Genomic DNA, 24,294 nt, shown 5'->3' on the forward strand with positions numbered 1-24,294 from the left:
TCTAAACAGAATGGAAAGGGAAAAACGCCCGGCCAGTGATGGTCGGGCGTTTTTATTTTTTATAGCGAGTAGGCCGCTATTAAGCGATTTGAGTTTGTTGCTCTTCTACTTGCTCAGCATTGCTAATCGGACTTTCTGCACCATGCATCCAGCGAACTAGTGTGTTTGAGAACAATAGCAGAATGACACCAGATACCGTTGCAGTCACCGCAATACCGCTAAAGATTGCCATTGCACCTAGTTCACCAACGTGAGAGCCCACATAGCCAGCAACGTAGTTAGCTATCGCATTACAGCCAAACCATGCACCCATCATCAGCGAGGCGAGACGTAGTGGGGCTAGTTTAGTTACCAGAGAAAGGCCAATTGGCGATAAGCAAAGCTCACCAAGGGTATGGAAGAAAAATGCACCGACTAACCATAGCATTGATGTTTTCACTGTCGTGTCGCCACCTTGTTCCATTACAGCGCCAACCATACATAAGAAGCCAAGCGCTAGGAAGAACATAGCCAGTGCAAACTTCACTGGAGAGTTTGGCTCGCGTTTGCCGAGTTTAACCCATAATACGGCCAATACTGGCGCTAGGGTGATAATGAAGAATGGATTCAAAGATTGGAACCAAGCAGCAGGAACTTCAAATCCACCAATCATGCGATCGGTGTACTGTTGGGTGTAGATGTTCATTAGGCCGCCAGCTTGCTCGAAACCTGCCCAGAATACGATAGTGAACAAGCTCATCACTAGAATAACTTTGATACGATCAAACTCTTCTTTTGTTAGTGGCTGCTTTTGGACCGAATTTTTAGTCGATAAATCTCGTTTCGCTGCGGGTTCACGGCCAATATCACCGAGCCATGATTGAGCCAAAGTCATTTGCATCACAAGGCTAATGACCATACCAATACCTGCAACGACAAAACCTGCTTTCCAGCCAAAAGAAGTAGTGACTGAACCTGACACAAACCCTGCTAGCAGGGCACCAATGTTGATCCCCATATAAAAAATGGTAAAGGCGCCATCGCGACGGTTGTCTCCCTCTTGGTACAAATTACCAACCATAGTAGAAATGTTTGGCTTAAACATACCGTTACCAGCAATTAATAGCGCCAGGCCAAGGTAAAAGGCACTGAGGGTATCAAGGCCAAAAGCGTTTGCTGGCATTGCGAGGGTGAATTGGCCACAAGCCATCAGCATACCGCCAATCAAGACAGAGCGACGTTGACCTAAATAGTTATCCGCTAAGTAACCACCAATCAAAGGTGTAATGTAAACAAGCCCTGTATAAGTACCGTATAGGTCAAGGGCATCCTTAGTTGTCCATCCTAACCCACCATTTATCGTTGTATCGGTTAAATAGAGCACCAAGATTGCGCGCATCGCATAGTAAGAAAATCGCTCCCAAAGTTCGGTTCCGAACAGTAGGAACAGGCCACGAGGATGGCCGAAGAATTGTTGATGTTGGTTTGACATAAATATTACTAATCTTATCTATTAAAGAATTTTATTTTTGATTACATATACCTCTCAGATTAATTGACTGCAATGGGCGGTTTGATGGTATCTGTTCTCATGTTTTCTGTAAGTGTTTGAAAATAAGTAATAAAAGCCAAGAAAGGGGAGGGGTAACGCTGTGCTACAAACTAACTTTGCAAAATCGGTGGTTGTAAATGACAGTCAGCTGTTATTTTTCGCGCTTAAATATGCTTGCAATTTTAGCCTTACTAACAATAGTGAAAATTGCTAGGATGTTAGGCAAAACAACAGTTGGCTAAATAATAATGAAACAGTGGTACTTGCTTTACTGTAAACGCAGTGAACAGCAGCGTGCGAAGATGCACTTAGAAAACCAAGGGGTAGAGTGTTACTACCCGGAAATACAAATCGAAAAAATGGTTCGTGGTAAGAGACAAGTAAAAAAAGAGCCACTCTTCCCGTCATACATATTTGCTCGGTTTGATGTAGAGCAGGGACCGACGTTCACGACGATCCGTTCTACTCGTGGTGTTGTCGATTTCGTTCGTCGAGGAGCGCTTCCTCAAATTTTACAAGGTGACTTGATCGTTACTCTCAAGGAGATCGAAACAGAGCAAGAGGGCTTAATGCAGGCTGGATTACCTGAAAAGGGAGACACAGTGAATGTCGCCACGGGGCAGTTCGCTGGGATGGAAGCGATTTATCAAGAGCCCGATGGCGAGAGGCGCTCCATATTGCTTGTCAATATGCTAAGTAAGCAAGTCGAAGTGACGGTTGACAACAAAGATTTAGATTTACAGTAAAGAAATAAGGCTCCTAATATTAGGAGCCTTATTTTTAGAGGTTAGTAGGAATCATTGTGGACGCTTTGTACTGCGCGACCAGATGGGTCTGCCATGTTCTTAAATGATTCATCCCACTCGATAGCTTTTGCCGAAGAACAGGCGACTGAAGGACCACCAGGGACACATTCAGCTGCTGATGGTAGTGGGAACAACTCTTCGAAAATTTCGCGGTAAACGTAACCTTCTTTAGTCGTTGGTGTGTTGTATGGGAATCGGAATGCCGCTGTTTCCATCTGTTGATCAGTGACTTTCTCTTCAGCAACCTCTTTCAAGGTATCAATCCAGCTATAACCTACACCATCAGAGAACTGCTCTTTTTGGCGCCATGCGATTGACTCTGGTAGGTAATGTTCAAAACATTCACGCAGGATGTGTTTTTCCATCTTACCGTTACCACACATCTTGTCTTCTGGGTTTAAGCGCATCGCAACGTCGATAAATTCTTTGTCTAGGAAAGGAACGCGACCTTCGACGCCCCATGCAGCCAGCGATTTGTTCGCACGAGCACAGTCAAACATGTTCAGAGCAAGCAGTTTACGAACTGTCTCTTCGTGGAACTCTTTAGCGTTCGGCGCTTTGTGGAAGTAGAGATAACCTCCAAAGATTTCATCCGCACCTTCGCCAGACAGAACCATCTTGATACCCATTGCTTTGATCTTACGACCCATTAGGAACATTGGGGTAGACGCTCGGATGGTTGTGACATCATAGGTTTCGATGTGGTAGATAACGTCACGAATTGCATCTAAGCCTTCTTGAATCGTATAGGTCATCTCGTGGTGAACCGTACCGATTTGGTCCGCAACTTCACGAGCGGCTTTTAGATCCGGCGCACCTTCTAGGCCGACAGCGAAGGAGTGCAGTTGAGGCCACCATGCTTCCGACTTTTCATCGTCTTCAATACGCATTGCCGCAAATCGTTTCGCTACCGCAGAAGTAATAGAAGAATCAAGACCACCAGAAAGAAGGACGCCGTATGGTACATCGGTCATTAGCTGACGTTTCACAGCGGCTTCCAAAGCTTCCGTCAGTTCTTCTTTACTTGTGCTGTTACCTTGAACAGCAGCATATTCATTCCAGTCACGGATGTAATAGCGTTGTGGTTCTGTATCTGCGCTGCTGTAATGACAACCAGGAGGGAACTCACTGACCGTTTTACACACTGGCACCAGTGCTTTCATCTCTGAAGCGACATAGTAGTTACCATGCTCGTCATAACCTTGGTATAGAGGGATGATACCGATATGGTCGCGGCCTACTAAGTATGTGTCTTTTTCTTCATCGTAGAGAACGAAGGCAAAAATACCGTTTAGCTCTTCAAGTAGATCGGCCCCCATATCTTGGTATAGCGCTAGAATAACTTCACAGTCAGAGTCAGTTTGGAAGTCATATTTACCTTCGTAACGTGCGCGAATCTCTTTGTGGTTATAGATTTCACCGTTTACGGCAAGGATGTGTTTTTTATCTGGGCTGTAAAGTGGTTGCGCACCACTGTTTAGGCCAACGATGGCTAAACGTTCGTGCGCTAGAATCGCTTTGTCTGAGGAGTAGATACCTGACCAATCAGGCCCACGATGGCGAAGCTTTTTAGACATTTCTAGTGCGATTGGGCGCAGCGCCGCAGCATCACTTTTTATATCTAAAATACCGAAAATCGAACACATACAACTTCCCTTTAATAATTAATTAACTTGCTGAGTTCAATTTGCCATTCTGATTAAAAAAATCAACCGTGATTGATGAAAAAAGTACTACAAAGCGCTTCTTGGTGAATTTTATCTAATTAAAATGAGCTTTAGATGAATGAAATTGATGTTTTGGTGGTTAAGTGAGCGTTTTCTGAAAAAAAAGGCTGCCAAATGGCAGCCAGGAAATGGAGTTTGAATTAACGAAGTGGATTGAACTCGGGTTTCAATTGGTCACATACGTGACGTGCAAAACCGCTACCAGCCTCGTTGTAAATGTTAAAGGCTGCATCAACGCCTTTTTCTGTTAAAGCTTCTAATTGGTCGGGATATTCTGCGATAGCCGCGATTTGACCTTTAAAGTGTCGGCGCTGTAGCTGCTCAAGCGCGATTTGATTACCTTGGTGATGGGGCATCGCAAGTAGCACGAGTTTTACGTTTGCCGTGTCGAGGATCCGCTCCCAGAAGTCAGGGTCGGTTGCATCACCCGCAATGACGTTCCTGCCTTGAGCTTTGTGCTCTTTTGCGGCTTCCTCTCGCACTTCTATCCCTAAACTGATTTTTCCGTATCGATTGCGAAGCTCGTCGTACGCACCTGTTCCAATACGTCCCATGCCCAAGATAAGAATTTGTGCGTGGCCAGGATTAATTAATTGGTCTCGAGTATTGAGCTTTTCTGCGGCGGTTTCTTTTAACCAACGGCTTGAGCGCTGATAAATTTGGTGTCCGTAGCGGTTGATTGGCGCAGAAAGGACAAATGAAATCGATACTGCGAGTGCAAGAGCGACCAGAATGTCACCACTCATCCAACCCATTTTAAAGGCCAAACCGCCGACGATTAAGCCAAACTCACTGAAGTTGAACAGGCACAGAGAGGCTAGTAACGAGGTGCGCACGCGGAATTTAAACGCGTTTAAAACCACAAAATAAAGAATGCCTTTTAGTGGCAACAGTAATAAGAATAGAATTGATAGGGCGAAGCCTGACAGGGTTGGCTGCTCAGATAATCCGATATTGAGGAAGAAGCAGACTAAGAACAGTTCTTTCAAATTGAATAATGATTTGGAGAGTTCTGACGCCTTTTTATGCCCCGCAAGTAGCATCCCCAATATCAGGGCGCCGAGGTCTGGCTTCATTCCAACGAATTCAAACAAGCCTGCACCAACAACGAGCGCGAAGAATATGCCAAATAGCACTAGCATTTCTCCATGCCCCACCCAGTCTAACAAGCGATAGAAGAGTGGACGCATCAATGGAAGTGCGAATAGGGCAATAGCATACCACTCGGGCAATTTTCCTGTTGATGCCGTTAGGAATACCACCGCAAAAATATCTTGCATGACTAAGATACCAATAGCGATGGTACCGTAAGTCGCATTCATTTCGCCTTTTTCTTGCAATGATTTCACCGCAAACACAGTACTGGAGAATGACAATGCGAAGCCAAGCAAGACCACTTGGTCAATGGTCATTGCTGCCAGAGAGCTGATCCCGAGAAACTTAAAGCAGAGAAGCGCACCACTAAACAGAGCAGTAGACAAAAGGTTATGTATGGTTGCGCCTGCCCAAATCTCTTTGGACAGTAGAGTTTTGATATCGAGCTTCAAGCCGATAGTAAACAGCAGCAGAGTCACGCCCAAATCGGCGAGAGTGATGATGGTGTCATTAGTTTGAAAGCCGATTGCGTGCAAGCCAAAGCCCGCGAGCAAAAAACCGACTAATGGCGGAAGGTTGCATTTCAGCGCAATAAAGCCCGCAAGAAAGGCGGTGGTGATTAAGATCAGTTCCATAGTTGTTTGTATTCTATCCTAAAAAAACAGGGCCATGTCTTTCAACATAGCCCCGTATTCTAACTCAACTAATTGCGTAGGCGATCAGTCTTCGAGTAATTTTTGTAACAAAACGCCGTTTAACATCGCACGTTTGATCATTGCGAATGCACCTAAGGTTGGTTGTTTGTCTATCTGAGAGGCAACAATCGGTAGGTCACTGTGGAACGTTGTTAAAGATTGGTTTTCAACATTGCGGCGAATTGCAGGGAAGACGATATCCTCACACTGAGTGATGTTACCCGCAATGATGACTTTCTGTGGGTTGAACAAGTTAATGGTTATCGCGATCGCTTTACCCAATTGATTACCGACGCGCACTAAGCTTTGTTTGGCCAGTTCATCACCAAGATTTGCGTGCTCACACACGTCACCAATGGTGATGGATTCTAAGGCTGTTAAACTTGATTCATAACCTTGCGCAATCAGTTTGTTTACGCGCTCAACAATTGCTGGGTTTGCGGCAACGGTTTCTAAACAACCAAAGTTCCCGCATTGACACTGTTCACCGAGTGGGTCGATTTGAATATGACCAATCTCACCAACATTTCGGTTATAACCAAGGAAAACTTGCCCATTAACAATGATGCCCGCACCGGTACCTCTGTGAACACTGACTAAAATGGAGTCTTGGCAGTCTTTGCTGGCGCCAAAGTAATGCTCTGCGAGCGCCATGCCACGAACGTCGTTACCCACAAAACACTGAACGTGGAAGGTATTTTTAACGAGTTCAGCCAAACCAAGGTTATCAATAGTGATGTTAGGCATGTATTCGACAACCCCTGTTTCTGGGTTGACTAGACCAGGTAAAGAGATGCCGATGGCGATAAGTTGATTGATAATCGTGTGATTATCAGTGATGAACTGTTTGAGATGAGAGAGTAAACCGTCAACGAGTTCATCTTGCGTGGTGTAGAAGAACTCTGTGTAGTCAGAAGCAAGCTCTTTACCACCCAAGTTGTACAAACTGAATTGGATGTAGTCTCGCCCAATACGTACTGCCACTGAATGGAACGGTTCCACTTCTGTTGTCAAAGAGATCGCTCTGCGTCCCCCTGTCGAAGCTTGTTGCGCGACCTCCTTAATTAGGCCGCGCTCGAGAAGTTGGCGGGTAATTTTGGTAACACTGGCAGGAGCAAGTTGGCTGACATCAGCGACTTGGATCCTAGAAATCGGGCCTTGCTGGTCAATCAATCTGTATACAGCTGCACTGTTTAGTTGCTTAACTAAATCTACGTTACCTATTTGTCCGCCATTCATTCTTAATTTTGCTCGTATTGTCCGTTAACAACAGTCGCTTGAACATTGAAGTCACGATCAAATACGGTCAGGTTAGCAACCATGCCTTTCTTAACGCGGCCTAGTTTATCTTCCATACCGATCGCTTTCGCTGCATACAAAGTAGCCATGCGAAGTGCTTCGTCCAATGCGATTCCGACGTGCTCAACTGTATTTTGAACTGCTTCAATCATAGTGAGTGCTGAGCCGCCAAGTGTGCCATTTTCATCAACACACTTACCATCACGGTAATATACTTTCTTACCTACAAAAATAAAGTAATCCATGTCAGCGCCTGCAGGAGCTGTGGCATCGGTCACTAATACTAATTTTTCACCCTTAATTTTGTGAGCAATACGGATGTTTGCATAATCCACATGGAACCCGTCTGCGATGATACCGGCGTATACGTCAGGCGTGTCATAGATTGCACCAACGACACCTGGTTCACGACCAACCATTGGCGTCATCGCGTTAAATAGGTGAGTCGCAAAAGTAATACCTGCATCGAAGCTACGGCGAGCTTCCGCGTAAGTCGCATTGGTGTGACCAATCGACACAACAATCCCCGCATTCTTCAAGCGTTCGATGTGTGTTGGCTCATTGTGTTCTGGTGCTAGCGTCACTTTAGCGATGACATCTGCATTTTCACACATGAAATCGATCATGCTGTCATCGGAAGGGCGAATGTAATCGACGCTATGGATACCTTTTTTCGCTACGTTAAGGTAAGGGCCTTCAAGGTGAAGACCAAGTGATTGGTTTTGGTATTTTGCGTGATATTCACGAGCTGCTGCAACCGCTTGGCGCATGTCTTCATCTGATGAAGTGATGAGCGTAGGAAGGAAGCTTGTACAACCTGACTTAAGGTTAGCTTCGTGCATGATTTGCATGGTGTCTGCGGTGATCTCATCGTTTAGCATAACGCCACCGCAGCCGTTTAACTGTAGGTCAATAAAGCCTGGGCTAACATTCGCGCCGCCAAGATCGCGTGTTTCAATGCCCTCAGGTAGCTCTGAAATTGGGCAAACAGCGTCAATCAACTCATTCTTGATGACGACCGCATGATCAACGAGAACTTCGTTACCGGTATAGATTTTACAGTTAGTTAGCGCATACATGGTTAGCTAATCCTTATGTTTAGATTCTTAATACTTTTTAGTCATCTAATTGAAGTCATTATGCCACAAACTGAGACTTTATTTGTACGCTTCAATTAGGTTGCAAAATATCTTTAGCAAACGAAAAATGATTCAATCTATGTCGTGCTTTCGAGCGATAAAAGCTTGCCATGAAAAGAATAGGAGTAAAAGGATGGGAATCTATTCACCCGTTGTATGACAATACTTGAAAGCTTTTCTACGATAAGAGAATACTTCGAATCTTATCCGATGATTGCTATTTTTTCGTATTGTAAAATAAGTTTTATGATCTAGCTAGCAAAAACCTTCCCGATTGGCTGTTTCTGGTGATTAGGATCACAAATGATGAGGTTTTAATTTGCGGAGCAAAATTAATGTCATAAACTGACCTTGACTAAATTGAGCGACTAAAAAAAGTGGCTCGGCCAAAATACAAAAATCCTATAGGGGGAACTTAAGGTGAATATTCTTGGATATGCGCAAAAGTTAGGTAAAGCTCTTATGCTACCTATCGCAACGCTTCCAGTTGCGGCGCTTTTACTACGCTTAGGTCAAGGTGACCTATTAGACATTCCGTTTATGGCACAAGCTGGTGGTGCTATCTTCGGTAACCTTCCACTACTATTCGGTCTAGGTATCGCGATCGGTCTTTCTAAAGACGGAAACGGTGCTGCAGGTCTTGCGGGTGCGGTAGCGTACTTCGTACTAACTGCTACGGCAACAACAATCGACGCTAGTGTAAACATGTCGTTCTTCGGCGGTATTATCGCTGGTATCATCGCGGGTCACTCTTACAACGCTTTCCACGCAACTCGCCTTCCAGAGTGGCTAGCATTCTTTGCTGGTAAACGTCTAGTTCCTATTATGGCTGGTCTGTTTGCTCTAGTAGCAGGTGCTATCGGTGGTGTTGTATGGCCAACTATTCAAGGTGGTCTTGACGCTCTAGCACACGCAGTATCTACATCTGGCGCTATCGGTCAGTTCGTATACGGTACTCTTAACCGTGCACTTATCCCTGTAGGTCTTCACCACGTTCTTAACTCATACTTCTGGTTCGGTATGGGTACTTGTCAAGAGATCCTAGTTACTGGCGCGCAAGCTGCTGGTCAGGCTCTACCGTCACTACAACAGCTTTGTGTTGACCCAGCTCTAGCGAAGACTCTTGTTGCTGGCCAAACTCACACATTTGAGTTTGCTAACTCTGTAACTCCAGAAATCACTGCAACAGTTAAAGAAGTTACTGAAACTGTTAAATCTGGTGACCTACACCGCTTCTTCGGTGGCGATAAAGGTGCTGGCGTATTCATGAACGGCTTCTTCCCAATCATGATGTTCGGTCTACCAGGTGCAGCACTTGCAATGTACCTAGCAGCTCCTGCTGAAAAACGTAGCCAAGTTGGTGGTGCACTATTCTCAGTAGCATTCTGTTCTTTCCTAACAGGTATCACTGAGCCGCTAGAATTCATGTTTGTATTCCTAGCGCCTGCTCTATACGCAATGCACGCTGTATTTACAGGTCTGTCTCTAGTTGTTGCTAACATGTTTGGTACGCTACACGGCTTCGGTTTCTCTGCGGGTCTAATCGACTACCTATTGAACTTCGGTCTTGCTACTAAGCCTCTACTACTGGGTGCAATCGGTCTTGGCTTCGGTGCTCTATACTTCTTCACATTCAGCTTCGCAATCCGCGCTTTCAACCTGAAATCACCAGGTCGTGAAGATGACGAAGAAGCTGCAGGCTCAGCGTCAACTGGCGAAGCGAAAAATGGTGACCTAGCACGCCAATACCTAAAAGCGCTAGGTGGTCATGACAACCTAACTTCTATCGATGCTTGTATCACTCGTCTACGTCTTACTCTTAAAGACCGCTCTGTCGCTGACGAAGCTGTACTTAAGAAACTAGGTGCGAAAGGTGTGGTTAAGCTAGGTGAGAACAACCTTCAAGTTATCTTAGGTCCTCTAGCGGAAATCGTTGCTGGCGAAATGAAAGCAATCGGTGCAAACGAAGACCTATCAGATGTAAAACTTCCTTAATTACCTCGAGTAAGTTAAGTAAGTAACAGAAGCCTCCTTCGGGAGGCTTTTTTGTGTTTATGAGCTTTGTGATGAAATATGAGGACAAACAATGCTAGCTTCTTAACCAGACAATGAAAAAAAAGGTGTTTTCGCTCGAGATATTGTTGTGTATTCCACCAGAATTGTGGATCATTAGTCGCTATGTACTTGACGGTGGGAGATGCCGTCAAGATAAAGAATTATCTGAACAATACTACAACAATTGAGGTGCTATAGATGAGTGAAGCTGAGGCTCGTCCATCGAATTTCATTCGCCAAATCATCGATAAAGATTTAGCGGATGGTACACACACAAGCGTGCATACTCGTTTCCCGCCAGAGCCGAACGGTTATCTGCATATCGGTCACGCTAAGTCAATTTGCTTGAACTTCGGTATTGCTCAGGACTACCAGGGTCAGTGTAATCTTCGTTTTGATGACACAAACCCAGAAAAAGAAGACGTTGAATACGTTGAGTCAATTAAGAATGATGTGAGCTGGTTGGGCTTCGAGTGGAGCGGTGATGTATGTTACTCATCAAACTACTTTGACAAGCTTTACGGTTACGCAGTGGAATTAATTAACAAAGGCTTAGCGTACGTTGAAGAGCTAAGTCCTGAGCAGATCCGTGAATACCGTGGCACACTTACCCAGCCTGGTAAGCCAAGCCCGTATCGTGATCGTACACCTGAAGAGAATCTAGCGTTATTCGAAAAGATGCGAGATGGTGGCTTTGAAGAAGGTAAAGCGTGTCTACGCGCGAAGATCGATCTAGCGTCTTCTTTTATCGTACTGCGCGATCCTGTTCTATACCGTGTTCGTTTCGCAGAGCATCACCAAACGGGTGATAAATGGTGCATTTACCCAATGTACGATTTCACGCACTGTATCTCTGATGCGTTAGAGGGCATTACGCATTCTATCTGTACGCTTGAGTTTCAAGATAACCGTCGTCTATACGACTGGGTTCTAGACAACATTACGATTGATTGTCAGCCTCGTCAGTACGAGTTCAGCCGTCTGAACCTTGAGTACACGGTAATGTCTAAGCGTAAGCTAAACCAGTTAGTGACTGAGAAATTGGTTGATGGTTGGGATGACCCACGTATGCCAACCATTTCGGGTCTGCGTCGTCGTGGCTTTACGCCAGCATCTATTCGCGAATTCTGTAAGCGTATTGGTGTAACTAAACAAGACAACATGATTGAAATGGGTTCATTAGAGTCTTGTATTCGTGATGACCTAAACGAAAATGCACCGCGTGCCATGGCTGTTCTTGACCCTGTTAAGATCGTGATTGAAAACTTCGAAGAAGGTAAAGTTGAGTCACTAACGGTTGCGAACCACCCGAACAAGCCAGAAATGGGCGAGCGTGAAGTGCCGTTTACTCGTGAAGTTTGGATTGAGCGTGAAGACTTCCGTGAAGAAGCGAATAAGAAATACAAGCGCTTGGTTCTAGGTAAAGAAGTTCGCCTACGTGGTGCGTATGTGATCAAGGCTGAGCGTATTGAAAAAGACGCTGAAGGTAACATCACAACTATCTTCTGTACGTACGACAATGAGACGCTAGGTAAGAACCCAGCAGATGGTCGTAAAGTGAAAGGTGTAATCCACTGGGTATCAGCGGATAAAGGTCTTCCTGCTGAAATTCGTTTGTACGATCGTCTATTTACAGTACCTAACCCGGCTGCAGCAGACAACTTTGCAGAAACGATAAACCCTGACTCTTTAGTTAAGCTTAATGGTTTTGTAGAACCAAGCTTGGCTAATGCGAAAGCTGAAGCGGGTTATCAATTTGAACGTATGGGTTACTTCTGTGCCGATGCGAAAGACTCAAAGCCAGAAGCTCTCGTCTTCAACCGTACAGTAGGTTTGCGTGATACATGGGCTAAGATTGAAGCTAAGTAATCACCATTTGTGATCGCCATAAAGCCAGTCCTTGAGACTGGCTTTTTTATCGATATCTAAAATGAGTAATAAAAAACGCCAGCTTATCGCTGACGTTGTCATTTGGACGTTTAGATCGAATTACTTTTTCGATTTATGTGCATCTGGGTTGTCTTTGCAACTGCCATCAGCGCATTTTCCGTATAGGTACAAACTGTGGTTGGTTAACGTTACATTGTATTGTGCGGCAATTTCTTTTTGGCGCTCTTCAATGACATCGTCTGAAAACTCAATCACTTCGCCACAGTCTAGACACACAAGGTGATCGTGGTGGTGCTGAGTTGAAAGTTCGAACACAGACTTGCCACCCTCAAAATGGTGGCGGGTCACAATACCTGCGTCATCAAATTGGTTCAAGACACGATACACAGTCGCAAGACCGATCTCTTCCCCAAGATCAATCAGCTTTTTATATAAATCTTCAGCGCTAATGTGTTGGCATTCTGGCTGCTGGAGTACTTCTAAAATCTTTAGTCTAGGAAGGGTTACCTTTAGACCAGCATCCTTAAGCGCTTGGTTATTGTCTGACATATACTTTCCTGTTGATGATCTGCAGTAATTAACAGAATTCAATATTCCTATCATTATAGGGCAGTCGCAAGCAACAATAAACCACGAAGTTCAAAGGGTTACTAGGGATTTTTAATAAACAAGGTTTACGTCACTGATATTAGAGGTCTAACCAGTTACAATTGTGTAACATTGTTCATATTTATTCAGGGTAGTTTGAATGGGAAACTGGATGTCTAAGATCTACAAACCGAAGATCGTTAAACTTGCATTGAACAGTTGGCCGCCATTCTGGGGTGCTGGCATTAAGATTCTCTCCATCAGCGATGATTTCCGCGAAGTTAAAATGAAACTTAAGTTGCGTTGGTGGAATAAAAATGCCAATCGCACCCAATATGGCGGAAGCATTTTTTCGCTCACCGATCCCGTCTATTCTCTGATGCTAATGGGAATTCTGGGTGACCAATACTATGTTTGGGATAAAGAAGCGAGCATCAACTTCATCAAACCTGGACAAAGCGATTTGTATGCAGATTTTATTGTGCCTTCTGAGCAACTGGAAGAGATACTTCGTCAAACCGCTAACGGAGAGAAGTGCTTTCCAGAGTTTGTCATTCACGTTAAAGATAAAAATGGCAATGTGGTTTCTGAGGTTCAACGTAAGCTGTATGTACGAAAAAAACCAAAATATAGGGAAGAGGCTCAGCAGCAGACGGCATAAAAAACCTCCGCACGCGGAGGTTTTGAATGTTATATGAAGAAAGCGATTAGTCTTCTAATTCGGCAAGACACATCTCTTCGTGAATTTGCTTACACCAATTGTTTACGCGCTCTTCAGTCAATTCTGGTTGACGATCTTCATCAATACACAAACCAACAAATAGGCTGTCGTCGCCTTCAACCAAGCCTTTAGAAGCTTCGAATTCATAGCCTTCAGTTGATGTGTAACCTAGGATAGTACCGCCTTTTGCTTCAACGATGTCACGAACCGTACCCATCGCATCACAGAAATACTCAGCGTAGTCCTCTTGGTCACCACAACCAAAGATAGCGACTAGCTTAGTCGAGAAATCGATTTGCTCAAGCTCTGGGAAAAAGTCATCCCAATCACACTGTGCTTCACCGTAGTACCAAGTTGGGATACCTAGTAGCAGAAGATCGAAGTTGTCGATATCTTCTTTGCTGCTTTTCGCGATATCTTGTACGTGAACCAGTTGTTTACCTAGTTGCTTTTGAATCATCTTTGCAACAGCTTCAGTGTTACCTGTATCGCTACCAAAGAAGATGCCTACACTTGCCATAGATTCGTTACCTTTACTAATTTCTGTTGTGGGCACGGTTAATATCAGCCGATACCACCACCTTCCCAACTAAGCTGAATAATACCTTTGGCGATAAACCCAGCACAGCCTAGGAAAAGGACTAACCATACAATACGACGACCGAAAGGGGGAACATTACCCGCTTTTAAGACATCTTTTATTGCCATACCGATAAGAAAAAAGATAGACGCAAAAAGTAAATCGAGACCAATTGACTCGAGCATGTTCATGTAGTCGTAGAGCATGGAATCCCTTTATGCCAAATTACTTGCGCCGCACTATACCACTGTTAGTAGATAAAGTTAACGGTGAGAATGTAACTCATCTCTCAATCTGTTTTACCTAAGATGCTTTCGTATAACACGCAAAACTTCGGTAGGTTTTTCTGCGTGTAACCAGTGTCCAGTATTTGCAATCACATGTGCCTTTACATTGGAAAACTGTTGTTGAACGTGAGTCTGGTGCTCGGCAGTCAGATAGTCGGAATCACCGCCCTTTATGAACAAGGTAGGAGTATCGACTTGTTGGATTGGGGTCCAACCGAGAATCTGCCAATAGTTTTCCCAGAGGCTCTGAACATTAAAGCGCCAGGTAAAGTGATCACCAGAGTTGTAGAGCGATTTTCCGAGAAACTGTCGAACGCCATCTAGCTCAATATGGTTGGCTAAAACTTCGAGTGCTTGTTTGCGACTTGTTGGACGCTCGCTCAGTACCGCTTTTAACCCATTGAATACGTTATCGTGGCGGCTCTGTGTATATTGTACTGGGGCCATATCAAGGACGATCAATTGTTCCACACGATCGTGGTCGATGGCACATACTTGCATTGCGACTTTACCTCCCATCGAGTGGCCAATAAGAGTGTACGTCTCGAGCTTGAGTTCATTCACCAGTTGGATCAAGTCTTGAGCCATTAAGTCGTATGTGTGTTGGTCGCTTTGAAATGATTGACCGTGGTTGCGCAGATCGACACTAATCACTTGGTAGTCTGCGCGTAGGTCGCGTGCAAGTAATCCAAGGTTGTCCAAGTTACCAAAGAGACCGTGGATCAATATGATCGGATGGCCATTCCCTTCGACTTTGTAGTTGAGCAGTTGTGACATTTTATTATATTCGTAGCAGGTTAACCGTAGAGTCTCTGTAAAGATCTCGCTATAATCCCCCAGAGTTTAAACATAGAGATTGTGAAAAGCGAATGAAAACAATTGAGGTTGATGAGGATCTATACCGTTACATCGCAAGTCAAACCCAACACATTGGTGAGAGTGCGTCCGATATTTTGCGCCGTCTTTTAAATGTTGACGGTCAAAATGCGCAACCAACACCTGTTGCAAATCCGGTTGAGCCAAAAGGCATTGTCGTAAGCCGTGATGCAGGTATGGAAGAGACAGTCGATACTGTCAAAGAGATGCGTTCTTTATTGATTTCAGATGAGTTTGCAGGGCTTAAAAAAGCGATTGATCGATTTATGTTGGTGTTATCAACTCTTCATCGCATTGACCCAAATGGTTTCTCCGAAGCAACACAAGTGAAAGGCCGTAAGCGCGTTTACTTTGCCAATGATGAGCAAACCCTTCTAGCTAGCGGTAATACGACTAAACCGAAAGCGATTCCACATTCACCATTTTGGGTGATTACAAACACAAACACGAGTCGTAAACGGCAGATGGTCGATCAACTGATGGGAAGAATGAATTTCCCGTCAGATTTGACAGAAAAAGTTGTCAACTCAATTTAAAGAAGTCTGATAAAAACCTCATAATGCTCAAGTCACTTCCAGTATTATGAGGTTTTTTGTTTTATATAATTTTAAGAAAGGATGTCAACATGGCTATGCACCCACGTGCTGGAGAAAAAGCCCAACAACAGGATTTACACAATATTCCTGCTTTGGTCTCTAACTACTTCTTACTTCAACCCGATCCTGCAATCACTGATCACAAAGTCGAGTTCGGTACATCCGGTCACAGAGGAACGGCGGACAAATCAACTTTCAATGAACATCATATTCTTGCAATCGCTCAGGCAATTGCAGAAGTCCGCGCTGAAAAAGGCACAACAGGTCCTCTGTTTGTTGGTAAAGATACGCATGCGTTGTCTGAGCCTGCGTTTTCAAGTGTTGTTGAAGTTTTGATCTCAAATGGTGTGCAGGTGATTGTGCAGCAAGATAATGGTTACACTCCAACTCCGGGTGTGTCGCACGCAATTCTGACTTATAACCTTCAGCATGAAGATAAAGCGGATGGTATCGTCATCACGCCATCGCACAACCCGCCGCAAGATGGTGGTATTAAGTACAATCCGACACACGGTGGCCCAGCGGAAGGTGAACTTACTAAAGCGATTCAAGATCGCGCGAATGTTCTCATTGCTGAGGGGCTGCAAGGTGTTAAGCGTATGCCGCTTGCGGATGCAAAAGCGTCAGACCTGTTCGTTCAAATGGATCTCGTTAAGCCGTACATTGATGACCTAGTGAATGTTATCGACATGGAAGCGATCCAAAAGGCGAATCTAAAGCTTGGTGTTGACCCACTTGGTGGCAGTGGTATTGATTACTGGCGTCAAATTGCTCAAGCGTACAATCTTGACCTGACGCTAGTGAGTGAAGCCATCGACCCATCGTTCCAGTTTATGTCGTTAGATAAAGATGGCGTGGTTCGTATGGACTGTTCATCTCCTTACGCGATGGCAGGCTTGCTAGCACTTAAAGATGAGTATGATCTAGCGTTTGGTAATGACCCAGATTATGACCGTCATGGTATCGTGACGCCAAAAGGTTTGATGAACCCTAACCACTTCCTAGCTGTATGTATCGATTACCTATACCGCCATCGTGAGGGTTGGGGTAAAGATGTTGCCGTCGGTAAGACGCTGGTATCAAGTGCGTTGATTGACCGTGTTGTCGCGGATCTTGGTCGCGAACTTTGTGAAGTGCCAGTTGGCTTCAAATGGTTTGTTGACGGTCTTTATGAAGGTAAGTTCGGCTTTGGTGGTGAGGAGTCTGCAGGTGCTTCATTCCTACGCAAAGACGGTACGCCGTGGTCAACTGATAAAGATGGCATCATCTTATGTCTGCTAGCCGCTGAAATCACAGCGGTAACAGGCAAGAATCCACAAGAATACTACGAAGAGCTAGCAGCGAAACACGGTGCGTCTGAGTACAACCGTATTCAAGCTGTAGCAAATGGCCCGCAAAAAGCCGTGCTGTCCAAGCTTTCTGCTGAAATGGTAACGGCTGAGACACTCGCGGGTGATGCAATTACGGCTCGTCTTACTCACGCTCCGGGTAATGGCGCTGCGATTGGCGGTCTTAAAGTGACTACTGAAAATGGCTGGTTTGCTGCGCGTCCATCGGGCACTGAAGATATCTACAAAATCTACTGTGAGAGCTTTAAAGGTGCCGAGCACTTAAAGCAGATCGAAGCAGAAGCGCAAGAGATCGTAAATCAGGTATTCGCTAACGCAGGCCTGTAATTCAATCGATGACCTGTTTTGTTAAGGGCTGACAATTGTCAGCCCTTTTTTTACCTTTAATTTGGCCAACTATCAGGCACAACAAACCAAAATTGACCACCTTGGGTCTGAGCATGAACAAATCGTCCATTGGGTTTGTCGATTGGGGTATTGAGCTCTTCCAGACCAATAGCCCAAAGCGGCTTTTCGAGTTCATAGAGTGGTTCGTCTATCAGCTCCCATTGACTTTGATAGCACCAATAACCAGTAATTCGGCTAGGGTTTATCGTAAGCCCTAGGCATTCTTTCGGAGTCGTCTCTGGCGAAAAAGGATTGATATATAGCCGTCCTTGAATTAGCAGACGCTCAGTGAGATCAGAGTAGTGAGGGTACTGTTCAAGGAACTCAAGGGAAGCGCTCATTTTTAGTTGATGAGAGAGCATTCTAGCGAGCTTTTTATCGAGTTGATCGTGAGCATTAGGACCATACCAGATCCCTTGGTGTAACAAGTAAAACTTGATGGCGACTTCCCAATGTTCATTTTGTTGGCATTGACGGTTTTTTAAAATGAGATCAATCGCCCCTAATGTTTGGCCTGACGTTTTGTTGATTTGAATCTCTTCTTCTAGCAGCGAGTACTCTTCGCTATTCCTCAAGAGCTCTGTACATAGGTGTTGGTAGATGAAACCTAGTCGAGGGTTTCCCTGATAATCATCTTGTTTTAGAGGAGTGATATTCAGTGCTTTGATATCGACAAAGGGTGGTGTTATCTCAAACAGTGACGGCGTCTCGTGGACCCAGTGATAAAAACGTTCTAAAGCGTTCATCCTTAAACCTATATCTACTCAAACACCAGTATTGTAGCGAGGTGCTGGTAAGGTTGCTATGGTTCGAATACACTTTGCTCACTAAGATAAAGCACAATGTTAGCAATTAGATGGAAGCTGTCATGAACAACTTGCAATTAGAAAGAATCCTTAACGAGAAGCTCTCTCCACAGCTAATCAAAGACTATGCACCGAACGGTTTGCAGGTGGAAGGGAAGGAGCAGATAAGAAAGATCGTAACCGGCGTGACGGCTTCGCAGGCATTAATTGATAAAGCAGTTGAGCTCAATGCTGACGCGCTGTTAGTTCATCATGGCTATTTTTGGAAGGGTGAACCTGAACCTATCCGCGGTATGAAGGGCAAGCGTATTCGTACCTTGATTAAAAATGATATCAACTTGTTTGGCTATCACTTGCCGTTGGATATCCACCCTGAGCTGGGTAACAATGCGGAGCTGGCAAGGCTGCTAGATATTCAAGTGGAAGGAGGGATGGAAGGGCACCCTCAATCTGTTGCCATGTATGGTCGTCTCAAGACGGCTATTTCTGGTGAAGAATTTGCTGGGCGTATCAACAAGGTGTTGCAACGTGCGCCATTACATATTGCTCCCGAAGGGGCGGATAAGATGATCGAAACCGTAGGTTGGTGTACTGGTGGTGGCCAAGATTTTATTGAGCTAGCTGTCCAGCAGGGGGTAGATGCCTTTATTTCAGGTGAGATCTCCGAGCGTACTACATACACGGCACGTGAAATGGGTATCCATTATTTCTCCGCGGGTCACCATGCGACTGAGCGATACGGTGTGAAAGCGTTAGGCGAGTGGTTGGCAGATGAGCATGGCTTGGATGTTGAGTTTATAGATATTGATAATCCCGTATAGGGCCAAGATATTCTTGAATGTTGAAGATAAAAGAAAGGGTTGATGTTTGCGCATCAACCCTTTTTTAGTTACTTGTAAGCGATTATTCACGTTCATGAATAGGCTGGAAGTCACGTTGTACTTCACCAGTGTAAAGCTGACGTGGACGACCGATGCGGTTTAGAGGATCACTGTGCATTTCGTTCCAGTGTGCAATCCAACCGATAGTACGAGAAATAGCGAAGATCACGGTAAACATTGATACGGGAATACCGATCGCTTTAAGGATGATACCTGAGTAGAAATCTACGTTCGGGTAGAGTTTCTTAGACACGAAGTAATCATCAGAAAGTGCGATACGCTCAAGTTCCATCGCTACGTCTAGTAGTGGATCTTTGATATTGAGCTCTTTCAGTACTTGGTGACAAGTTTCACGCATTACCGTAGCACGTGGGTCGTAGTTTTTGTAAACACGGTGACCAAATCCCATTAGGCGGAACGGGTCATCTTTGTCTTTCGCGCGCTCAACATACTCAGGAATGTTTTCCACGCTGCCGATTTCTTCAAGCATCTTCAGACATGCTTCATTAGCACCACCGTGCGCAGGACCCCATAGCGAAGCGATACCTGCAGCGATACATGCGAATGGGTTAGCGCCTGAAGAGCCAGACAAACGAACCGTAGACGTAGATGCGTTTTGCTCGTGATCCGCGTGTAGCGTGAAGATTTTATCCATTGCCTGAGCAACAACAGGGTTAACTTCATATTCTTCACAAGGATTTGCGAACATCATATGTAGGAAGTTCTCTGCGTAGCTTAGGTCGTTGCGAGGGTAGATAAATGGCTGGCCGATAGAGTACTTGTAACACATCGCTGCCAGTGTAGGCATCTTCGATAATAGACGATATGCCGCAATTTCACGGTGCTCGTCATTGTTGATGTCTAGTGAATCGTGATAAAACGCAGCGAGTGCGCCAACCACACCACACATAACCGCCATTGGGTGAGCGTCGCGACGGAAGCCATGGAAGAAGCTTGCGATTTGCTCATGTACCATTGTATGGCGCGTTACTGTCGTTTTGAATTGCTCGTATTGTTCACGGGTAGGGGCTTCACCATAAAGAAGGATGTAACACACTTCTAAATAATCAGCATTATTAGCTAACTGATCAATCGGGTAACCGCGGTGCAAAAGAATACCTTTGCCGCCATCGATGTAGGTGATTTGAGATTCACAAGATGCAGTGGCAAGAAAACCTGGGTCAAAAGTGAAAAATCCATTCGCTCCAAGTTTACGAACGTCAATTACAGGTGTACCTAGGGCACCTTCCATAATTGGCAGTTCGATTGGCGCTTGACCTTCAACATGAAGGGTAGCTTTCTTATCCGCCATAACAATCTCCTTTGTTTTATTATTTAATCCGTCCAGGATGTTTGTGTGACATTTTTGTACGTGTATTCGTTATCAAAGTCAATTTCTCTCCTCTGATGTGTGCACTTGTTATGATTTTTTGAACACGTAAGGTTAAAAATCTGTGCTGTGTAGCAAAAATTGTTACATCAATTGTATTAGAATGTTGCCAGCCGTATAGTGGCGCAGTAAATTTTGGTGGAAACCTAATAAATTCAAGGCTTGAAACAAATGTGAGGTGAAGTTTTTAGTCTTGTTGTTAACAAATATTTTACAAAATACCCAGTCCAATATGAGGGTTAATTGTTAAGTAAATGTTAACTTTTGCAGGTTTTGCAACCAAAATTCGTTCATAACTATAAATGCTCAATGGAGCTGAGTGAGCAAGCCCGTGAAAGAAAGAAAGTCAAGACCTGTTAATTTAGATTTACAGACCATCCGCTTTCCGATCACAGCAATCGCATCTATCTTACACCGTGTCTCCGGTGTAATTACGTTTGTCGCGGTCGGGATCCTACTTTGGTTACTATCCATATCCTTATCTTCCCCTGTCGGTTATGCAGAAGCAGTCGACATCGTAGATGGCTTCTTTGTGAAGTTTATCTTGTGGGGAATCCTAACGGCATTGGCCTACCACATTGCTGGTGGTATCCGTCACTTGTTGATGGACCTTGGTCATTTTGAAGAGCTGGAATCTGGCGCAATGAGCGCTAAGGTTGCATTCGCAGCGACAGCCGTATTGTCATTATTAGCGGGGATCATGGTGTGGTAAAACATATTTCATCTTTTGGTCGTAATGGCGTGCACGATTTCTTACTGATTCGTGCTACTGCGATCATCATGACACTTTACACAATTTATCTGGTTAGCTTTTGTGCTTTCACAGATATTTCTTACGTATCTTGGACTCAGTTCTTTGGTGGCACGTTCACTAAAGTGTTCACGATGCTAGCGCTCGTTTCAGTACTTATCCACGCTTGGATAGGCTTATGGCAGGTACTGACGGATTACATTAAATGCGCGAAGCTTCGTGGTGGCCTTCAACTCGGTGTGATTGCTGTGTTGTTAGGTTATTTCTTCTCTGGTCTATTTATTTTGTGGGGTGCGTAAGTGTCTATTCCAGTTCGTGAATTTGATGCCGTAGTAATCGGCGCAGGTGGTGCAGGTATGCGTGCTGCACTGCAAATCTCTGAGCAAGGCCTTTCATGTGCATTGCTCTCAAAAGTATTTCCAACTCGTTCACACACAGTTTCAGCTCAAGGTGGTATTACGGTCGCGCTAGGTAATGCGCACGAAGACCACTGGGAACAGCACATGTACGATACAGTCAAAGGTTCTGATTACATTGGTGATCAGGATGCTATCGAGTACATGTGTAAGAACGGTCCAGAATCTGTCATCGAACTAGAGAGAATGGGTCTCCCATTTTCACGCTTCGACAATGGTAAAATCTATCAACGCCCATTCGGCGGGCAGTCTAAGAACTTTGGTGGTGAGCAAGCGGCTCGCACCGCAGCGGCTGCTGACCGTACAGGTCACGCGCTTCTTCACACGTTGTACCAACAAAATATCAAGCACAAGACAACGATCTTTTCTGAATGGTATGCGCTTGATCTAGTTAAGAATGAAGATGGTGCTGTGCTTGGCTGTACGGCTCTTAGCATGGAAACTGGTGAAGTTTGTTACTTCAAGTCTAAAGCGACCGTTCTTGCGACTGGCGGTGCAGGTCGTATTTACGCGTCTACCACTAATGCTCACATTAACACGGGTGACGGTGTTGGTATGGCGCTACGTGCGGGCGTTCCAATGCAAGACATGGAAATGTGGCAGTTCCACCCAACAGGTATCGCTGGTGCGGGTGTTCTTGTTACAGAAGGTTGTCGTGGTGAAGGTGGTTACCTTCTTAATAAAGATGGCGAGCGCTTCATGGAGCGTTACGCGCCTAACGCGAAAGACCTTGCAGGTCGTGACGTGGTAGCACGTTCAATGATGATCGAAATCCGTGAAGGTCGCGGCTGCGATGGCCCTTGGGGGCCTCACATTAAACTGAAACTGGATCACTTAGGTAAAGAGACGCTTGAGTCACGCCTACCGGGTGTATGTGAACTGTCGCGTACCTTCGCACACGTTGACCCAGTGAAAGAGCCAATTCCAGTTATCCCTACTTGTCACTACATGATGGGTGGCATTCCAACGCAAGTATCAGGTCAAGCGATTAAGCAAGACGAAAGCGGTGCAGATGTCGAAGTTCAAGGCTTATTCGCTTGTGGTGAGATTGCCTCTGTATCTGTACACGGCGCAAACCGTTTGGGTGGCAACTCGCTACTCGACTTAGTGGTGTTCGGCCGTGCAACAGGTTTACACCTTGGCGAAACGCTAGCGAAACAAGCAGATGCGAAACCAGCGACTGAAGCCGATATTGAGCGTTCGCTAGAGCGTTACAACCGTTGGGAAAACAGCACTGAAGGTGAAGACCCAGCGCAAATCCGTAAAGATCTACAGCAGTGTATGCAGAACAACTTCTCGGTATTCCGTGAGGGTGATGCAATGGCTAAAGGTCTAGAAGAGCTAAAAGTGATTCGCGAGCGTCTGAAAAACGCACACCTTGCGGACAAATCGACAGAGTTCAACACTCAACGTATTGAATGTCTAGAGCTTGAAAACCTGATGGAAACAGCTTACGCAACGGCTGTAGCGGCAAACTACCGCACAGAAAGCCGTGGTGCTCACGCTCGTTTTGACTTCCCAGATCGTGATGACGCGCAGTGGTTATGTCACTCGATTTACAATCCGGAAACAGAAGCGATGGCGAAACGTGACGTGAACATGGAACCTGTTCATCGTGACGCATTCCCGCCAAAAGCTCGTACGTACTAAGGAAAGGAGGACATAATTATGAAACTGAATTTCTCTTTGTACCGCTACAATCCGGATGTCGACCAAAAGCCTTACATGAAAGACTACACGCTTGAGGTAGAAGAAGGTTCGGACATGATGCTATTGGATGCTTTGATTCTGCTTAAAGAGCAAGATCCGAGCATTTCATTCCGTCGCTCTTGCCGTGAAGGTGTATGTGGTTCAGATGGTTTGAACATGAATGGTAAAAATGGCCTAGCGTGTATCACGCCACTATCTGCACTAAAAGCAGACAAGATAGTGATTCGTCCACTACCGGGCTTACCTGTTGTGCGTGATCTTATCGTTGACATGACACAGTTCTATGATAACTATGCGAAAGTTAAGCCATTCTTGATGGATGATGGTGCGTTGCCACCTTCACGAGAGAATCTACAAACACCAGATGAGCGTGCTCATTTAGATGGATTGTATGAATGTATCATGTGTGCATGTTGTACAACATCTTGCCCATCTTTCTGGTGGAACCCGGACAAATTTATCGGCCCTGCGGGTCTACTTGCAGCGTATCGCTGGCTAATTGATAGCCGAGATACAGCGACAGATGAACGTTTGTCAAATCTTGATGACGCATTTAGCGTTTTCCGTTGCCACGGCATCATGAATTGTGTAAGTGTTTGTCCTAAGGGGCTAAATCCGACGAAAGCTATTGGCCACATCAAGACAATGCTGGTAAACCGCTCCGTCTAATTTAACAACAAAAATTGCCGACCTACCAACGGGTCGGCTCTTAATAGCTC

The 24,294-nt window shown here is 45.0% G+C and carries 22 protein-coding genes; 11 read left to right on the forward strand and 11 right to left on the reverse strand.

Annotated features, from left to right (window positions below):
* Positions 1 to 79: 79 nt before the first annotated feature.
* Positions 80 to 1,471 (reverse strand): peptide MFS transporter, encoded by a 1,392-nt coding sequence (locus U9J37_RS01145; protein ID WP_005476715.1) that lies wholly within the window; start codon positions 1,469 to 1,471, stop codon positions 80 to 82.
* Between the two features lie 308 nt (positions 1,472 to 1,779).
* Here U9J37_RS01145 and rfaH point away from each other — a divergent pair, with 308 nt between their 5' ends.
* Entirely contained in the window at positions 1,780 to 2,277 is a 498-nt protein-coding gene (rfaH, locus tag U9J37_RS01150; RefSeq protein WP_005476728.1) for a transcription/translation regulatory transformer protein RfaH, read from the forward strand.
* Between the two features lie 41 nt (positions 2,278 to 2,318).
* Here rfaH and asnB read toward each other — a convergent pair whose 3' ends face one another.
* The 4 genes from asnB to nagA form a co-directional block, all read right to left on the reverse strand.
* A complete protein-coding gene (gene asnB, locus U9J37_RS01155) occupies positions 2,319 to 3,983 on the reverse strand; it encodes an asparagine synthase B (protein WP_005476726.1) in 1,665 nt (554 codons plus the stop codon).
* 221 nt (positions 3,984 to 4,204) lie between these two features.
* Positions 4,205 to 5,794, reverse strand: a complete 1,590-nt coding sequence (locus U9J37_RS01160; RefSeq protein ID WP_005476712.1) for a cation:proton antiporter domain-containing protein — start codon at positions 5,792 to 5,794, stop codon at positions 4,205 to 4,207.
* Between the two features lie 84 nt (positions 5,795 to 5,878).
* Positions 5,879 to 7,093, reverse strand: a complete 1,215-nt coding sequence (gene nagC, locus U9J37_RS01165; RefSeq protein WP_038140102.1) for a DNA-binding transcriptional regulator NagC — start codon at positions 7,091 to 7,093, stop codon at positions 5,879 to 5,881.
* A 2-nt stretch (positions 7,094 to 7,095) separates the two neighbouring features.
* Positions 7,096 to 8,232, reverse strand: a complete 1,137-nt coding sequence (gene nagA / locus U9J37_RS01170) for an N-acetylglucosamine-6-phosphate deacetylase (RefSeq protein WP_005476730.1) — start codon at positions 8,230 to 8,232, stop codon at positions 7,096 to 7,098.
* Positions 8,233 to 8,712: 480 nt separating this feature from the next.
* Here nagA and nagE point away from each other — a divergent pair, with 480 nt between their 5' ends.
* Both nagE and glnS read left to right on the forward strand, forming a co-directional pair.
* Positions 8,713 to 10,287: an N-acetylglucosamine-specific PTS transporter subunit IIBC gene (gene nagE / locus U9J37_RS01175; protein WP_038140104.1), complete on the forward strand. Its 1,575-nt coding sequence runs from the start codon at positions 8,713 to 8,715 to the stop codon at positions 10,285 to 10,287.
* A 258-nt stretch (positions 10,288 to 10,545) separates the two neighbouring features.
* The gene (gene glnS, locus U9J37_RS01180; RefSeq protein WP_038140105.1) at positions 10,546 to 12,216 is read left to right on the forward strand and encodes a glutamine--tRNA ligase; all 1,671 of its coding nucleotides are present in this window, start codon (positions 10,546 to 10,548) and stop codon (positions 12,214 to 12,216) included.
* A 120-nt stretch (positions 12,217 to 12,336) separates the two neighbouring features.
* Here the strand turns inward: glnS and fcrX are convergent, their stop codons facing one another.
* Positions 12,337 to 12,786, reverse strand: coding sequence for a ferric iron uptake transcriptional regulator FcrX (gene fcrX / locus U9J37_RS01185; RefSeq protein ID WP_038140106.1), 450 nt, complete (start codon positions 12,784 to 12,786; stop codon positions 12,337 to 12,339).
* Positions 12,787 to 12,985: 199 nt separating this feature from the next.
* Here fcrX and U9J37_RS01190 point away from each other — a divergent pair, with 199 nt between their 5' ends.
* Positions 12,986 to 13,486: a DUF4442 domain-containing protein gene (locus tag U9J37_RS01190; protein WP_322413854.1), complete on the forward strand. Its 501-nt coding sequence runs from the start codon at positions 12,986 to 12,988 to the stop codon at positions 13,484 to 13,486.
* A gap of 46 nt (positions 13,487 to 13,532) precedes the next feature.
* Here U9J37_RS01190 and fldA read toward each other — a convergent pair whose 3' ends face one another.
* The 3 genes from fldA to U9J37_RS01205 form a co-directional block, all read right to left on the reverse strand.
* The gene (gene fldA / locus U9J37_RS01195) at positions 13,533 to 14,066 is read right to left on the reverse strand and encodes a flavodoxin FldA (RefSeq protein WP_038140110.1); all 534 of its coding nucleotides are present in this window, start codon (positions 14,064 to 14,066) and stop codon (positions 13,533 to 13,535) included.
* A 44-nt stretch (positions 14,067 to 14,110) separates the two neighbouring features.
* The gene (locus U9J37_RS01200) at positions 14,111 to 14,332 is read right to left on the reverse strand and encodes a DUF2788 domain-containing protein (RefSeq protein ID WP_004413180.1); all 222 of its coding nucleotides are present in this window, start codon (positions 14,330 to 14,332) and stop codon (positions 14,111 to 14,113) included.
* 93 nt (positions 14,333 to 14,425) lie between these two features.
* Positions 14,426 to 15,190, reverse strand: coding sequence for an alpha/beta fold hydrolase (locus U9J37_RS01205; protein WP_322413855.1), 765 nt, complete (start codon positions 15,188 to 15,190; stop codon positions 14,426 to 14,428).
* Between the two features lie 92 nt (positions 15,191 to 15,282).
* Between U9J37_RS01205 and seqA the strand changes: the two genes are divergently transcribed.
* Positions 15,283 to 15,825 (forward strand): replication initiation negative regulator SeqA, encoded by a 543-nt coding sequence (seqA, locus tag U9J37_RS01210; protein WP_038140114.1) that lies wholly within the window; start codon positions 15,283 to 15,285, stop codon positions 15,823 to 15,825.
* An 89-nt stretch (positions 15,826 to 15,914) separates the two neighbouring features.
* Positions 15,915 to 17,561 carry a phosphoglucomutase (alpha-D-glucose-1,6-bisphosphate-dependent) gene (gene pgm / locus U9J37_RS01215; protein WP_043887419.1) on the forward strand — a complete coding sequence of 549 codons (1,647 nt, stop codon included), beginning with the start codon at positions 15,915 to 15,917 and terminating at the stop codon, positions 17,559 to 17,561.
* 56 nt (positions 17,562 to 17,617) lie between these two features.
* Here pgm and U9J37_RS01220 read toward each other — a convergent pair whose 3' ends face one another.
* Complete coding sequence (locus U9J37_RS01220; protein ID WP_322413856.1) at positions 17,618 to 18,367, reverse strand: DUF1853 family protein; 750 nt, start codon at positions 18,365 to 18,367, stop codon at positions 17,618 to 17,620.
* A gap of 122 nt (positions 18,368 to 18,489) precedes the next feature.
* Here U9J37_RS01220 and U9J37_RS01225 point away from each other — a divergent pair, with 122 nt between their 5' ends.
* Positions 18,490 to 19,248 carry a Nif3-like dinuclear metal center hexameric protein gene (locus tag U9J37_RS01225; RefSeq protein WP_043887421.1) on the forward strand — a complete coding sequence of 253 codons (759 nt, stop codon included), beginning with the start codon at positions 18,490 to 18,492 and terminating at the stop codon, positions 19,246 to 19,248.
* Between the two features lie 82 nt (positions 19,249 to 19,330).
* Here the strand turns inward: U9J37_RS01225 and U9J37_RS01230 are convergent, their stop codons facing one another.
* Complete coding sequence (locus U9J37_RS01230; protein ID WP_005476008.1) at positions 19,331 to 20,620, reverse strand: citrate synthase; 1,290 nt, start codon at positions 20,618 to 20,620, stop codon at positions 19,331 to 19,333.
* Positions 20,621 to 21,017: 397 nt separating this feature from the next.
* Between U9J37_RS01230 and sdhC the strand changes: the two genes are divergently transcribed.
* The 4 genes from sdhC to U9J37_RS01250 are packed head-to-tail and all read left to right on the forward strand — an operon-like array spanning position 21,018 to position 24,244.
* Entirely contained in the window at positions 21,018 to 21,410 is a 393-nt protein-coding gene (gene sdhC / locus U9J37_RS01235) for a succinate dehydrogenase cytochrome b556 subunit (RefSeq protein WP_038140119.1), read from the forward strand.
* Positions 21,404 to 21,748, forward strand: coding sequence for a succinate dehydrogenase, hydrophobic membrane anchor protein (gene sdhD / locus U9J37_RS01240; RefSeq protein ID WP_038140120.1), 345 nt, complete (start codon positions 21,404 to 21,406; stop codon positions 21,746 to 21,748). Before sdhC ends, sdhD begins: the two co-directional genes overlap by 7 nt.
* A complete protein-coding gene (gene sdhA, locus U9J37_RS01245) occupies positions 21,749 to 23,515 on the forward strand; it encodes a succinate dehydrogenase flavoprotein subunit (protein WP_005476005.1) in 1,767 nt (588 codons plus the stop codon).
* An 18-nt stretch (positions 23,516 to 23,533) separates the two neighbouring features.
* Positions 23,534 to 24,244: a succinate dehydrogenase iron-sulfur subunit gene (locus U9J37_RS01250; protein ID WP_005476046.1), complete on the forward strand. Its 711-nt coding sequence runs from the start codon at positions 23,534 to 23,536 to the stop codon at positions 24,242 to 24,244.
* Positions 24,245 to 24,294 lie beyond the last annotated feature (50 nt).

This window comes from Vibrio sp. 16 (assembly GCF_963681195.1).
GTDB lineage: Bacteria > Pseudomonadota > Gammaproteobacteria > Enterobacterales > Vibrionaceae > Vibrio > Vibrio sinaloensis_D.